The organism is Oceanobacillus locisalsi, from assembly GCF_042675985.1.
GTDB lineage: Bacteria > Bacillota > Bacilli > Bacillales > Amphibacillaceae > Oceanobacillus > Oceanobacillus locisalsi.
Genome location: NZ_JBHTKK010000017.1, coordinates 1 through 15,003, shown reverse-complemented (window position 1 = coordinate 15,003; position 15,003 = coordinate 1). Strand labels below are relative to the sequence as shown.

The 15,003-nt window shown below is 39.2% G+C and carries 15 protein-coding genes; 4 read left to right on the top strand and 11 right to left on the bottom strand.

What is annotated here, in order from left to right; translation table 11 throughout:
• Nucleotides 1–50: 50 nt before the first annotated feature.
• Nucleotides 51–866 (bottom strand): sugar phosphate isomerase/epimerase family protein, encoded by an 816-nt coding sequence (locus ACFQ19_RS13410; protein WP_379592898.1) that lies wholly within the window; start codon nt 864–866, stop codon nt 51–53.
• A gap of 675 nt (nt 867–1,541) precedes the next feature.
• On the opposite strand from ACFQ19_RS13410, the gene ACFQ19_RS13405 reads away from it, so the two are divergent.
• Entirely contained in the window at nt 1,542–2,483 is a 942-nt protein-coding gene (locus ACFQ19_RS13405) for a hypothetical protein (protein WP_379592896.1), read from the top strand.
• Nucleotides 2,484–2,627: 144 nt separating this feature from the next.
• Entirely contained in the window at nt 2,628–3,404 is a 777-nt protein-coding gene (locus ACFQ19_RS13400; protein WP_379592894.1) for an SDR family oxidoreductase, read from the top strand.
• A 59-nt stretch (nt 3,405–3,463) separates the two neighbouring features.
• On the opposite strand, the gene ACFQ19_RS13395 is transcribed toward ACFQ19_RS13400, so the two are convergent.
• Entirely contained in the window at nt 3,464–4,558 is a 1,095-nt protein-coding gene (locus tag ACFQ19_RS13395; RefSeq protein WP_379592892.1) for an alcohol dehydrogenase catalytic domain-containing protein, read from the bottom strand.
• A 339-nt stretch (nt 4,559–4,897) separates the two neighbouring features.
• Here ACFQ19_RS13395 and ACFQ19_RS13390 point away from each other — a divergent pair, with 339 nt between their 5' ends.
• Nucleotides 4,898–6,553: a ribulokinase gene (locus ACFQ19_RS13390; protein ID WP_379592890.1), complete on the top strand. Its 1,656-nt coding sequence runs from the start codon at nt 4,898–4,900 to the stop codon at nt 6,551–6,553.
• 85 nt (nt 6,554–6,638) lie between these two features.
• Here ACFQ19_RS13390 and ACFQ19_RS13385 read toward each other — a convergent pair whose 3' ends face one another.
• Nucleotides 6,639–7,406 carry a GolD/DthD family dehydrogenase gene (locus tag ACFQ19_RS13385; RefSeq protein WP_379592888.1) on the bottom strand — a complete coding sequence of 256 codons (768 nt, stop codon included), beginning with the start codon at nt 7,404–7,406 and terminating at the stop codon, nt 6,639–6,641.
• Between the two features lie 190 nt (nt 7,407–7,596).
• On the opposite strand from ACFQ19_RS13385, the gene ACFQ19_RS13380 reads away from it, so the two are divergent.
• On the top strand, nt 7,597–8,376 hold the full coding sequence (locus tag ACFQ19_RS13380) for a DeoR/GlpR family DNA-binding transcription regulator (protein ID WP_379592886.1): 780 nt from the start codon (nt 7,597–7,599) through the stop codon (nt 8,374–8,376).
• Between the two features lie 92 nt (nt 8,377–8,468).
• On the opposite strand, the gene ACFQ19_RS13375 is transcribed toward ACFQ19_RS13380, so the two are convergent.
• The 8 genes from ACFQ19_RS13375 to ACFQ19_RS13340 all read right to left on the bottom strand — a co-directional run.
• Nucleotides 8,469–8,951 carry an RpiB/LacA/LacB family sugar-phosphate isomerase gene (locus ACFQ19_RS13375; RefSeq protein WP_379592884.1) on the bottom strand — a complete coding sequence of 161 codons (483 nt, stop codon included), beginning with the start codon at nt 8,949–8,951 and terminating at the stop codon, nt 8,469–8,471.
• 155 nt (nt 8,952–9,106) lie between these two features.
• Complete coding sequence (glpK, locus tag ACFQ19_RS13370) at nt 9,107–10,600, bottom strand: glycerol kinase GlpK (RefSeq protein WP_379592882.1); 1,494 nt, start codon at nt 10,598–10,600, stop codon at nt 9,107–9,109.
• A gap of 57 nt (nt 10,601–10,657) precedes the next feature.
• A complete protein-coding gene (locus tag ACFQ19_RS13365; RefSeq protein WP_379592880.1) occupies nt 10,658–11,485 on the bottom strand; it encodes a triose-phosphate isomerase family protein in 828 nt (275 codons plus the stop codon).
• The gene (gene dhaL / locus ACFQ19_RS13360; protein ID WP_379592879.1) at nt 11,431–12,084 is read right to left on the bottom strand and encodes a dihydroxyacetone kinase subunit DhaL; all 654 of its coding nucleotides are present in this window, start codon (nt 12,082–12,084) and stop codon (nt 11,431–11,433) included. Before dhaL ends, ACFQ19_RS13365 begins: the two co-directional genes overlap by 55 nt.
• 56 nt (nt 12,085–12,140) lie before the next feature.
• Nucleotides 12,141–13,133 (bottom strand): dihydroxyacetone kinase subunit DhaK, encoded by a 993-nt coding sequence (locus ACFQ19_RS13355; RefSeq protein ID WP_379592877.1) that lies wholly within the window; start codon nt 13,131–13,133, stop codon nt 12,141–12,143.
• A gap of 90 nt (nt 13,134–13,223) precedes the next feature.
• The gene (dhaM, locus tag ACFQ19_RS13350; protein ID WP_379592875.1) at nt 13,224–13,619 is read right to left on the bottom strand and encodes a dihydroxyacetone kinase phosphoryl donor subunit DhaM; all 396 of its coding nucleotides are present in this window, start codon (nt 13,617–13,619) and stop codon (nt 13,224–13,226) included.
• A 240-nt stretch (nt 13,620–13,859) separates the two neighbouring features.
• Nucleotides 13,860–14,102, bottom strand: coding sequence for an HPr family phosphocarrier protein (locus tag ACFQ19_RS13345; RefSeq protein WP_080876014.1), 243 nt, complete (start codon nt 14,100–14,102; stop codon nt 13,860–13,862).
• Between the two features lie 507 nt (nt 14,103–14,609).
• On the bottom strand, nt 14,610–15,003 hold a 394-nt coding region (locus ACFQ19_RS13340; RefSeq protein WP_379592873.1), incomplete at its 5' end, for a transposase.

Below are 15,003 nucleotides of genomic sequence, written 5' to 3'. Positions count from 1 at the left end.
AAGTAAACCCCCTTACATTTTTGTTTTAAACAAATTAGTTACTTAATGTTTTATTGAACAATCGGCTTCAATTTCTCCTCAACATATTTTCCAACATTAAAAATGACATTATCCGGGTCCTTCGCTGCTTCTTGAGTCTCTTCTTCAATCATTATCCAACCTTGATAACCACTATCTTTAAGTGTCTCCACAATATAAGAAAAATCAATATCTCCTGTCCCCATTTCCTTCCACTCTTTATAGTTGGAACGATCTTTAAAATGCACATGTTTGATAATAGGGAGGTTATCTTTAATAATTTTTTCCGGACTCATTCCACCAGCTTTGATATGCCCAGCATCGGGAGTATAACTCATATAAGATTTATCCAATAATTCAAACAAAACATCGTAATCCTCCTTGGTTCTGAAATAGGATGTTTCTGGAGAAGCCGGATGAAAGGATGCTTGTACACCTTTTTTGTGCGCTCTTTTTCCAACAGCATTTGCACAAGCGATAATTTGCTTTTGACGTTTCAATAAATTATCTCTATTCGGTCCAACTCGTGATGGGAGATTCATAACGGCACCCGGGAAATTGGTCAGATAATCAATATAATAATCGGCACGTTCTTTTTCTTCTTGCGTTTCTTCATCATTCGCCCAAGTAAATGGTACTGTTAAAGCTGCTAAATAAATTCCTCTTTCATTTAATGCCTGTTTTAACTTTTCAGGATCATTTTGATACCGTCCCAGCATTGCAACTTGAACATCTAATCCTTTAAAATCTGCATTACTTACTGCATCCATCACATTATCTAAATAGTCTGTTTCTTTATCGTAATCTAATTCCCAAGTTGAAGTGTGGCAACCAAATTTAATACTCATTTGCAACCTCCCTGTCTTATGAAAATAAAATTTGCAATCGGTTTCAATTTTCATAAATTAATATTATCATTTATTTTCGATTTGTCAATAATATTTTTGTTTTTTTGCAAAAATAATGTCGATTGAAATCTGTTAATGTTTTTTTATTGTCAATTATTATTGTAATTATCATTTTTATCATCAATAGGCTAATTTTGAATATCATCTAGAAAGTAACCTTTTTTATGAAAAACAATCAATTTATATACTCTAAATAAGCAATATTTGATTTTATTTATTAAAAACACATTCATTAGTTATAACGAAAATAAACAAAATAAAAACTCAAAAACCCCCTATAAAAAACAGCATCCAGTTATTCTATTGTGTTTCAAGAAAGTCCTACTCACTCTCAGCCATGCTCCACACACCATAAACCCATTACTTTCTTCAACAACTAATCAAACATGTATGAAAAACCCGTCTTGTTGAATCATAATAGGAAACCCTCGTATGAAACATAGACAAATTTTGGATGAAGTAATATAATTAATTTACCGTATTGTAAGCGTTGCCAATATTATTTGTTTTATAGACCCGAAAGAAGATCACTGGTGCTAATTTCATGCAATATCAAAATAGTACCTGTTTATTTTATCAAGTAAGATAATTTTTAATTTTTTGGGAGGAATTAGAATGTCTTTCGTTATGATTTTAGCTGCTTTTGGCGGCGGTGTCTTTGGAGCCCTTATTGGAGGGACTACTTCCTTTGTATTCACCGGATTTTTGGGGTTGGCCGGAGCAGCTACAGCCGTTGCCTCTGGAAGTACGTTAATCTTAGATTCCGTCGCCTTTGGTCCCTTTTTTGGTCCGCATGTAGCCTTCGTCGGAGGTGTGGCAGCAGCAGGATATGCAGGAAGAATCAGCAAAAAACGTTTAGAAAATGCGGAATTTCTCACCAACCCTGTCAATGCTAAAACAGTTCTTGGAGATCATTCGGATAAAGATAAGATATTTGCTGAAGATGACAGACATGTTGATGGTGCAGATGTTACCGTCCCTCTTTTCAAAACCACAGATCCAATGGTACTCCTCGTAGGCGGGGTTTTTGGTATCCTGGGAGTTTTGGTTGAATATGTATTCAGTTCCATTTGGGAAATACCCATCGACACTGTTGCTTTAACAGTTGTCACCTTCGCAATTATTACGCGTTATGTATTTGGTACTTCTGGTTTGACCGGTATATTCCCTAAAAACGAAAAACGTTTCCCTTTCACCGGTAAAATGCTGCTTTTCAATGCTATTTGGGGATTTGCATTATCTGGTTTAGTCGGTTATACAGCCATTACATTAGGTGTAGACAACATCGGATTCTCCATTAGTGCAACATCTCTTATTTTCCTCTATTTTGGACTGAAATTTCCTGTATCCCACCATGTTTCCATGGTTGCAGGGCATGCTGCGATTGCGCTTAGCAGTCCATGGCTAGCAGCGTTATTTGGCTTATTTGCTGTTATTACAGGAGAATATGTACAACGTCTATTCAATACACATGTTGATACACATGTCGATATGCCAGCAATTACAATCGCGTTTTGGAGTTTTATTATTCTGGGAGTTATCGCACCATTTATTTAAAACGAAAATATTCAGACATAACATTATTTTTTACGGGAAGGATAACCTTATCCATTGCAGGACTTTTTCATTGGAAACGAATAATGACCGGAGTAAAATTAATTATAATAATTCATTTCAATATATTAAAAGGAGATGACATTCATGGGGATTATTGACAAATTCCGATTAGATGGTAAGAAAGCTTTTGTAACAGGGGGAGCTGGCGGAATTGGGAAAGCAATCTCAACAGGATTATTGGAAGCTGGTGCTGAGGTAGCTATTGTCGATATTAATTTGGAAACAGCTCAGAACGTAGCAGAAGAACTTTCATCTATCGGCCCGAAAGTGATTGCAGTACAAGCAGATGTTACAAATGAAGAAGCCGTTAATACCATGATAGAAACAATCGTGGACGAATTTGGCCGTATCGACATCGCTTTTGCCAATGCAGGAATTACACTGAATATTCCCGCGGAAGAAATGACTTTTGATGAATGGAACAAAGTGATTAATCTCAATTTAAATGGTGTCTTCCTCACAGACCAGGCAGTTGGAAAACAAATGATAAAACAAGGTGACGGTGGAACGATTATTAACACCGGATCCATGTCCGGAAGTATTGTGAACAAACCACAACCGCAAAGTTCCTATAATGCTTCTAAGGCAGCTGTTATCCATTTAACAAAATCATTGGCGATGGAATGGGCAGATCATAATATTCGCGTCAACACAATCAGCCCGGGATATATCGGTACAGATTTACTATACAAAAATGATAAGCTGAAACCATTAATTTCGGAATGGGAAGCTGCAACACCACAAAAACGCTTAGGAAAAGCAGAAGAGCTGCAAGGCCTCGCTCTATTCCTGGCAAGTGACGCCAGCTCTTATGCTACTGGTTCAGACTTTATCATTGATGGCGGATACACAATTGTTTAATAGGACATTCAAAAGAACAACCTCTCATTCGAATAGAGGTTGTTCTTTTATCAGCTTCCTTACCACTTTAATGTTATATACGTTTTAATCCAGCCACGGTTATTGGCATCATGTTCCATTGCTTTTCGCATATCTTCGGGGGATTCTACTATAAAATGCTCCTCGGGAATCAATTTACTGAGAACCTTGCGATAATCCGGATTTTTAAATGCTTCCATCAGCTGTTCAAATTCCTTCACGGTGCTGCGAGAACTTCCTTTTACTGTGATTCCTTTTTCAAGAATGTCTCTTGTATTGATTGGAACCAAATCCTCTGTCACGCCTAATAATACCAGGTTACTTTCATTATCCAATAAATCAATGGACTGATTAATAGCAGAGGAGCTGAATTTTCCGCCGGTACATTCAAATACTGTATGGACGCCTTCCACAGCTTTAAAATCATAATCTTGAACAAGTGCAGTAGTAGCAAAATTGTCGAACTGGTTAGTTTTATCCTTTATTGCTCCGAACACAAGTAAGTTTTCCTTCTTGATACCATGTACAAAATGTAATGCTGCTGCTGTTAAATAGCCAAGCGGACCATCGCCAAATACAGCAACCTTAGGAGAATTTGCTGTTGTCAAAGTCTGTTCTGCTTGATTAATTGCATAAAGAGAAACAGAGCATAATTCTGCTAAAATAGCCACATTATCTTCTAACTCTTCTGGCACAGGCACCAGGTTTTCTCCACTAATTACTAAGTTACTTTGGCCAATTCCATCATAACCGCTCCCAAGAAATTTGCCGTTTAAACAATAGTTATCATCTCCGCCATCACGGCAATTACGACAGCACTCCTCTTTGGGTACATTATTTAAAACAAAACCAGGAATACTTGGTACAACGACCACACGATCCCCCGCTTTAAAAGAAGGGTGCTTGGATTCTATTACTGTTCCGATACCTTCATGAAACAAAGCCATTGGCAGCTTCTTTTCCAGAGCGTCTTTTCTGCGATTTCCCGTATAGTAACGAAGATCTGCGTGACAAACACTCACAATATGCGGACGAACAACCACATCGTTATCATGAACATCACGTTCCACCTCCACTGCTTCAAACGTTCCAGGAGCCGTTAAGCGGTAAACATTTGAAATTACTTTTTCGGACATTTTGCATACCTCATTCCTCTATTTTTATGCCTTTTTAAAAAATACCTTCTCTTCTCAAGTGAACAGATAATTGCGACACAATCTAGCACTAGACCAAAAACAATCGCTAAAATCATCAGGCTAAGGATCCGCAATGAAACCTTCTATCGAAATAATTGGTATATCTTTAAGCCTCTTCTTACCCTATACAATCTTCTATCTTCATAGTAAAACGTTTACAATTCCGCGTCAATTTTTTGTTTTTATTTACAATCGTTTGCATTCATTTGCTAGCATTTGTATTATTTATAAAGTATAATTCAATAAAGAGAACGCTTACATCTAAAGGAGGATATTCTTATGCCTTATTCCATTGGTGTTGATTTTGGAACTGGTTCCGGAAGAGTAATGATTGTTGATACAGATAACGGTGATATCGCAGCTATGAGTGTGATAGACTTCCGTTCGGGAACGATAGAAGAAAATTTAAATGGACAACCTCTTCCCTCCTCGTTCGCTTTACAAGATGCTACAGATTATATGGATGTTCTTAAGCGCGGCGTACCTGAAGTTTTAAAACAAGCTGATATACAGCCAGATGACATTATTGGTTTAGGAATCGATTTTACTGCTTCCACAGTTGTATTTGCAGATAAAAATTTTACACCACTAAATGTCAAAGAAGAAAATAAAGATAACCCGCATGCTTATACAAAACTTTGGAAGCATCATGGCGCAGAGGAAGAAGCACAATATATGTTTCAAACTGCGGTAAAGAATCAAAACCGCTGGCTTGGTTATTACGGTTTTAATATTAGCAGCGAGTGGCTTATTCCAAAGCTTTTGGAAGTGAAAAACCATGCTCCTGACGTACTGGAACAAACGGCGTATGTAATGGAAGCCGGTGATTGGGTTATTTCCAATCTTATCAATGAAAATGTCCGCAGTAATTGCGGTCGCGGATTTAAAACATTTTGGAATGAAGAAGAAGGGTTCTTTTATGATTTTTATGAAAAATTGGATGCTGAACTACCAAATATCGTCCAGGAAAAATTGGAAGGGCGCCTGGTTAAAATTGGCGAACAGGCCGGCAAGTTAACAGAGGAATGCAGCCGGATGCTCGGTTTACCGGAAAACCTTCCCGTAGCACCTGCTATCATTGACGCACATTCCGGCGTATTGGGGATTGGATCCAAGAAAAAAAATCAATTAACGCTGGTTATGGGAACAAGCACATGTCATATTATGCTTCATGAAGAACATGTGAAAATTCCCGGCATATCCGGAAGTGTCAAAGATGCTATTATCCCTGGTCTATATGCATATGAGGCCGGCCAATCCGCTGTGGGTGATTTATTTGGATATGCAGTACAACAAACTCCTGCAGAATACACTGAGGAAGCAGAAGAGCGCGGCATTAGTATCTATCAATTATTGGAAGAGAAAGCAAGCCAAAAAGCAGTTGGAGAATCCGGACTTGTTGCATTAGATTGGCATAACGGAAACCGTTCTGTACTAAGCGATAGTAACTTGAGTGGATTGTTAATCGGTTTGACGCTCCACACCAAAGCAGAAGATATTTATCGAGCATATATGGAAGCTACCGCCTTTGGTACAAAAATCATCATGGCATCTTACGAGGACTGGGGGATGGAAGTAAATGATGTATTTGCTTCAGGAGGCTTACCGCAAAAATCTGATTTGCTCATGCAAATCTATGCAGACGTCCTGAACCGTCCTATTACCGTATCAGCAAGTGACTATGCTTCTGGTGTCGGCGCGGCTATTTTAGGAGCTGTGGCAGGGAATGCACATGAAGACATGGATGCAACGATTTCAAAAATGAAACAGCCGTTTCTGAAAACAGTGGAACCCATTCCGGAGAATGTTGAAAAATACGAAAAGCTATTCCAAATTTATAATAAGCTGCATGATGAATTCGGATTTAAACATTCCTACCATGTTATGAAAGACTTAAAAGAAATCCAGGAAGAAGAGGAACAAAAAAAAGTATAAACAACTCTTTCTAACGCAATGTTTTCCTTCCCTAAAAAGCCCCGCTTTCTTTTTAAACAGAAAACGGGGCTTGTCTTTATCCTTCTTATTTCACCGTATTACCGCCATCCATTACGATATTCTCACCAGTAATTAGGTTTGCAGCATCACTTGCCAAGAATAAAGCCATTCCTGCAACTTCTTCCGGATAACCGAATCGGCCAAGCGGAATTTCGCGTTTTGCTTTTTCTCCGACTTCACCTGCCCAAGCTTTCTTCCCGAGTTCTGTTAAAACAACGGTTGGTGAAATGGCATTTACTTTAATATCAAATTGCGCCCACTCTACAGCCAGCACTTTTGTCATGTTAACAACAGCCGCTTTACTTGCGCCGTAAGCAACATGGTTATCAAGTGCAATAATCGCTCCTTGAGAAGCCATATTAATGATTTTTCCGCCGTGACCTTGTTCAATCAACTGCCTGCCGACGAGTTGAGACATTTTAAATGTACCTGTTAAGTTTAAATCCATTGTTTTTTGCCAATAGTCATCCGAAAGGTTCTCTGCATCATCCAATAACGCTACGCCTGCACAGTTTACCAGAATATCCACTTTGCCAAAATGCTCTACCGTTTGGTTAACAGCTCCTTGAATGCTATCGCCATCCGTGATATCTACTTTGACACCGATTGCGTTCTCTGCACTGACTTCTTTCGCTGCGTCCGAAACATCATCTTTCACATCAAAAAGCGCCACTTTTGCCTCTTTTTCAACGTAGAACTCTGCAATGGCCCTTCCAATTCCACTTGCCCCGCCTGTGATAATAGCTACTTTGTCAGTAATTTTGAAATCCTTGTCATAACCTTCGAAACTCATTTACAACGACTCCTTTTATGTTTTATATATAAAATATCTTTTATATAACGCTTACACACTTAGTATACCCTCTTAATAAAGCAACAAACATTTTCATTTATTATTTTATTTATTCATTTTATGGTACAATACAGTGTATAACTATGATAAATTAGGGGTAGAAAAAGCTTATTTACGAGGATGACGGATAATGAAAATGTTTGTAACGGAAAGAAGAAACAAAATAATGGAACTTTTGCATGAGAAGCAACGCTTGACTGTGAAAGAATTGTCAACGCAAATCGGCGTGTCGGAAGCAACCTTGCGTACGGATTTAAATAAAATGGAGCAAAATGGTCTTTTGACGCGTACGCATGGCGGTGCAATGTTAAATCAGCAAAGCCCTGTTGATCATGATACGAGTTTCTCTGTACGGGAGAAACAAAACCGGGCAGAAAAATCGCTGATTGCCAAAGAAGCGTTTCATTTTATTGAGGAAAAACAATGCATTTTACTCGATGCCAGTTCCACCGCTTTAGAATTAGCGCGTTACCTTAATGAAAAAATGATTCGGCTGACAGTTGTAACAAGCGGGATTCAAACTGCTTTGGAATTAAAAGATAATCCGAATGTCACCGTAATTCTGATCGGCGGTGTAGTGACACAAGGGTCGTCAACCATTGAAGGCACACTCGGAATCGAGTTATTAGAAAAGCTTCATATTGATATTCTTTTCACATCGGCCAGTGGATTCTCCGTAGAAAATGGTCTGACCGATTTTAATCTATATGAAGTTGAATTAAAAAAACGGATGGTTCACAAGGCACAGAAAATAATCGCTGTCATTGACCATTCTAAACTTGGTGTGACATCGAGTGCCCCATTTGCAACAACCAATCAAGTCGACGTGCTTATTACAAATAGTACGATTGATTCCGATACAGAGCAAATACTTAACAGCCATCACATCCAAGCAATCTCTGCTTCTTAATCCTTTCTTTTTCAGAAGGGAATTATTTTTTCAGATACTTAAAAGCACTGTATGGTAAAAACATACAGTGCTTTTTATTCACGTAAAAAGCCTTAGCACGAGCTTTTTGCTGCGTCTTTGAAGTTTTGATCCAGGAACTGGCTTTCTTTATCTACAATTTGGTCTACTTTGCGTTGAGATCCGCCGGACCATTCGACATTCAGATAGGCTTCCACTACTTTTTTAGCTGCTTCCGGACCGATAACTTGCGCGCCAAGCGTAATGATTTGCGCATTATTACTTAACTGCGCGCGTTCTGCAGAGTACGTATCATGCGTGGTTGCAGCGCGAATGCCCGGATATTTGTTAGCCGCAATAGCTACACCGAGTCCTGTTCCGCAAATAAGAACACCACGGTCTACCTTATCCTCACTAACTGCTTCCGCTACTTCAAAAGCTACACCAGGATAATCAACCGCATCGCTGGAATGAGCTCCAAAATCTACTGTCTCATGATCTGTGGATTCTTCAATAAATTTCTTTAGCGTTTCTTTTAAGCCATATCCATGATGGTCTCCGCCAATACCAATTTTCATGATACAAACGCCTCCTCTTTATTTTATCTATTTTTATTATAACGCTTATTTTTTCTTTTATCAACTTTTGTTTTCATTTTCAATCAAAGTAACAATAAACGAAAACCTTTCCTTTGATATTTTACCAAATGAAAGGTTCTTTCATTGTTTTCGTATTATTTAAACACACGAGCAGCTTCGACAGCTTTTTGCCAGCCGCTATAAAGCTTATCACTTTCTGCTTTATCCATTTCCGCTCTGAATGTTTTTTCATTTTGCCATTGTTTCGCGATTTCATCCCGATCTTTCCAATAACCTACTGCCAAGCCCGCAAGATAAGCAGAACCGAGTGCTGTTGTTTCTTGTACAACAGGACGTTCAACCGGAACGTTTAGAATATCACTCTGGAATTGCATTAAGAAGTTATTCTTTACAGCTCCTCCATCCACCCGTAATGCTTTCAAATCAATTTCCGAATCTGAAATCATTGCATCGAGCACATCTTTGGACTGATAAGCAAGAGACTCTAATGTCGCACGGATAAAATGCTCTTTGCTGGTACCGCGCGTTAAACCAAACACCGCGCCTCGTGCATCACTATCCCAATATGGAGTCCCCAGCCCCACAAAAGCAGGCACCATATAGACACCATCCGTGGAATCCACTTTTTTAGCAAAGTCCTCACTTGCCGGAGCGTTTTCTATAATTTTCAAACCATCACGCAGCCATTGAATGGCAGAACCGGCAACGAAAATACTTCCTTCCAATGCATATTCTACTTTGCCATCAATTCCCCAAGCCAATGTTGTTAACAGACCGTTTTTCGATGCGACACCTTTTTCTCCTGTGTTCATTAACATAAAACAGCCTGTACCATACGTATTTTTCGCCATCCCTCTTTCAAAACACGCCTGACCAAATAACGCAGCCTGTTGATCGCCCGCAATTCCTGCAATCGGCACTTCTTCTCCAAAGAAATGATAATCCACGGTATGTGCATACACTTCAGAGGATTGCTTCACCTCTGGAAGCATGCTTTTTGGTATGCCTAAAATATCTAACAGTTCATTATCCCATTTTAAATCATAGATATTGAACATGAGGGTACGGGATGCGTTCGAGTAATCTGTAATATGCGTTTTGCCGCCTGACAGCCTATACACCAGCCATGTATCAACCGTCCCGAATAGCAAGTCTCCGTTATCCGCCTTTTCCCTTGCACCTTCTACGTTATCAAGAATCCATTTCACTTTTGTGCCAGCGAAATAAGGGTCTAGTAATAAACCTGTCTTCTCTCTGAATAAATCATTATATCCCGCTTCTCTCAATTCTTTACAAATTCCTTCTGTTTGGCGGGATTGCCAGACAACCGCTTTATAAATGGGTTTGCCGGTATTTTTATCCCAAACAATCGCCGTTTCCCGCTGGTTGGTGATACCAATCCCCTCTACTTGATCTGGTTCAATATCCGCTTTTCGCAATACTTCCGCAATACAGGCTAATACAGATGTCCAAATTTCATTCGCATCGTGCTCTACCCAACCCGGATGCGGGAAGAATTGTTCGAATTCTTTTTGAGCAACTTCTACAATCGTGCCATCATGATCGAATAAAACCGCCCGTGAACTGGTCGTACCCTGGTCAATGGATAGAATATACTTCTTACTCATTTTGAAACATCTCCTTCTATATATTTCCTCCGCCTATCCTTGAAAGATATGGAGTGATTAACCTTTTCGCTTTACTTGTTTTACCGTCTCAAGAATTTGCTTATAATTTGCGGGGTCATGGCCAAACCGCCCAATAAATACCCCATCCACATCGTCATGGGAAATAATCTCATGAACATTATCTTTGCTCACAGAACCGCCGTAGATAATACGGACAGCCTCTGCTGGTTCTGTCGTGTATGCTTCTTGGACAATTTCCCGGATAATTTCATGCGTTTCATGCACATAGACCGCTTCGGCTGCTTCTGCTTTACCGATTGCCCAAACCGGCTCATAAGCTAAGATAACTTTTGGAATCAGTACTTTGTCCACATCCCCAAAGGATGTAAGAATTTGTTCCTTTAATACGTCTTTCCGTTCTTCTTTATTATCCAGACGCTCTTCTTCGCCGACACATAAAACAGGCGTTAATCCCTTTTCCAGGGTAAGTTTTGTTTTCAAATGAATCATATCCAATGTTTCATGGAAAATATGCTGTCGTTCGGCATGTCCAATTTCCACATGTGTCCCGCCCATATCAATAATTGACTCAATCGATACCTCTCCGGTATAAGCGCCATTTTCATAAGGTGAAATATTTTGCGCGCCAAAGGCAATGTCAGACCCTTTTAATGCTTGTGCTACAGGATACACCACACCTAAAGAAGGAAAGACAAATTTTTCTACTGCTTGTTCATTTGTTGCGACTTCTGCGAGCGCCTTCACTAATTCTGTAGCTTTATCTACTGTATTGACATACGTTTTATAGCTTATTCCAACAACCGGCTGTCTCATGCAGATGCCACCTTTTTCAATTGTTTTAAAAATACTTCCATCATCATCCATGCTGATTCCGCACCTGGATCCTTATGTCCGATAGCGCGTTCGCCCAAGCGCATAGCACGTCCTTTATTAGCTACAAGCGGTACGGTTGAGTCTGCACCTTCTTGCATCGCTTCCACAAACATAGTAAATTTCTCAACTGGATCTTCCGGGGTATCCTGCTTGAGCACGTCCACTCCTCGCTGAAAAGCATCAATCATTGTTTTATCACCAATTTCTGCTTTCCCTCTATGCTGAATCGCTTCGACACCATTAATAAGCATGCCGCAGAATTCATCAAAGGTAACTTCCTCTTTCCCGGTTACATCTTTACCAGCCTTCATAAAGAAGCTGCCGTAAAGCGGACCGGAAGAGCCACCAACTTTCCCCAAAAGAATCATGCCGACTTTTTTAAAAAGGCTTGAAATATCTTCCGCTTCTTCTTTAATCGTATCCAGCTGCTTCGTAACTTCACGAAAACCGATTGTTAAATTAATCCCATGATCGCCGTCTCCAATTTCGGAATCCAGCTTTTGCAGATGCTCCGATTGTTCATCTACAAACGGGAGCATCTCCCGGAATACATTTACAAAATATGCTCTATCCAGTACAAGTGTTGCCATTGATTTCCCCTCCATTATATTCCTGCATATACAAACGTATACCAATTGATGTTTTGTTAGAATTTAATATTTGGAATATCGGTTGGATAATCCAATAGTTCCTTTAATTCTTCGTCCAGTTTGACAAGTGTGACAGACATCCCTACCATGTCCATGGATGTGGCATAGTTTCCAACCAGGTTTTGATAAATGGTAATTCCTTTTTCGCTTAACACCTGTTCGACACGGCGGTATACAATATACTGATCCATCAACGGCAAGCCGCCAAGACCATTAACAAGGACATACGCTTCATCGCCGTTTTCTAAACTGTGATCATCTAAAATATAGCCTAAAATCTCATCTACCACTTCATCTGCAGATCGAATCTTATCTCTTCTTATTCCGGGTTCGCCATGGATTCCCATACCGATTTCCATATCGCCATCATCCATTGCAAAAATGTTTTTACCTGTCGCAGGTAACGTACTGGAAGACAACGCGACACCCATGGAACGGGTTGCCAGATTCGCTTTTTCCGCAGCAGCCTTTACTTCTGGAAGTTCTAAACCTTTTGCAGCCGCTGCAGCAGCCGCTTTAAATACAAAAATATCTCCAGCTACACCACGACGATTTTCAATATTTTTTGCAGAGTACACATCATCAGTTACGATGACGGTTTCTACTTGAATATCATCATCAGCAGCCATTTCTGCACCCATATCAAAGTTCATCACATCGCCCTCATAGTTTCCATACATATAAAGGCAGCCTTTCCCGGTATCTACAGCTTTCACAGCATTATAGCAAGGCTCCGGAGAAGGAGATGTATTGACATTGCCCACAACCGAAGCATCCGCAAAATTTTCACCTACGTAGTTAATGAAAAGCGGCTCATGCCCTGATCCGCCGCCAATGATAATTCCTACTTTGCTTTGGTTACCGCGCTTCTTGCTGACAATCACGCGTTTATCGTGTTCCAATAGTTCGACATACTCCTTGTTTGCTTCAGCAAAACCCTCCAGGAGTTCTTCCACAACATCATAACCATCATTGACTAAACGTTTCATTTTATTTCCTCCCATTCCAGCTGGTTATTCCCATTAAGTTATTCTTATTTTTTGAAAGCCCTTTCAATTGGAAAATGAAAAGTGCAGCCATTACAGCTTAGACACTTCTTCAAGAATCACATCCACATCACTCGTAATGGTCGACTGTACAGAAGCAACAAACGCGCCTTCAACCAGAGGACCCTCTACAATTTTACATTTCGGCTGGACATCCTCATCCAACAAATCGATTGCCGTCTCTGCACTCATCAATGCACTTCCCATATCATAAAAAACCAAGATATTTTCACAATCCTGCAGTTCTTCTATTTCACTCATGATGATGGTAGCACTTGTTCCCAGGCGCCCGTCATCTGTTCCACCAGCAGCACGGATATTTACCTGCTCCCCATTCATTTCAATGATAAGATCCTTCAATCCTTCTGTTATTTTTTGACTGTGTGATACCAAAACAATACCAACGGATGATTGAACGCTGTTTGCCATCATCATTTCTCCTTTATCAAAGTACTGATTATCTGTTTTCTTTAACTGTTACAAACATTTTAGATGTATGTTAATTATCTATCCATTTGAACAGTTATTTGATAATTATATCATATCATTTTATTTCGAAATCTGCACATATATTGTTATTTGTTTTTATTTCAATTCGTTTTTTCAAAAATATACGTGTGTTTTCTCATTTCCATTATTCTGATAAATGGACGATTACCATTCATGTTACTATTTTACTTTTTCATCACGAAGATACGTTGCAATATCTGCTAATAAATCATCACAATTGTCTGCATGAACACGCAGCTTCAGCGGTTCTGTTAAATCCAGGCTATATATCCCCATAATGGATTTCGCACTCAAAATATACGTGTCTGATACAATCTCTGCCTTGTAATCAAAGCGAGATACGATTTCCACAAAATCCTTTACATCATTAATCTTTTCTAAACTCACATAACGCTCAACCATCAAACTCCTCCTTTATATGTCTGGTTGCATTTCCTTCTATAATCATTCTGAAGACAACTGCTATAGTGTATGTTTATCCTTGTGTCAGGATGTTTCTACCATTCTATCATAACTTGGGAATAATTATCTTTATTTTCTCATTCATTTGATACTTTGTAAACTTTTCAAAGCTTTGGGGGGGCCATGTTGTTTGATTCCATTCTGCTATTCAAAAGTGCTCCTATACCAGAATTTGCTTTTGAAAATTAAGAATATTTAGGTGTATGAGTAACATTCTTCCTTTATGCTTCAAATAGTAATAATAAGCATCTAAATCTATATTCATTCTGCATTTCGAGCTTTTGGATAACAGCACTTATTCACAGGCTTGATTTTTACTTCCATTCCATTATACTGCATAAATGGTAATGCACTTTGATTCGATATGGCTTATACCCTTCAAAAAGCGCACAGTTCCCCCCTCCCCACTTAGCAGGTTTTTATTTCCAATATTTAACCGGGGTTTTATTATTCTAACTGATGAACTTTTTGAAGCATTTTCATCCAAATAGAAAAACGAGTAAACTTGTTGTCTATTTTTAATTTCCATCGACGTGCATGCGTCGTTAAAACAGCTGGTATCTCAAAAAATACTCTTCTGAATCTGGAAACCGTAAACTTGGAATAGACGGACGGACAAACCTCTTGAGTAAATAAAAGATAGACATTATAAGCCATCATTTTCAGCCATAAATCGGCAGCATTGGCATAAAACGCATCCCCAGAAACCTGATTGGATCCAAAGCCCGTTTTAGATTCTTTGATGTAATTTTCCATACAGGCGCGATGGTTATAAAAGCGCCAAATCTCATCTCCAGCATCTTCCATATTCGTGACAAGTGCCTGATACTCCCAAAGAAAT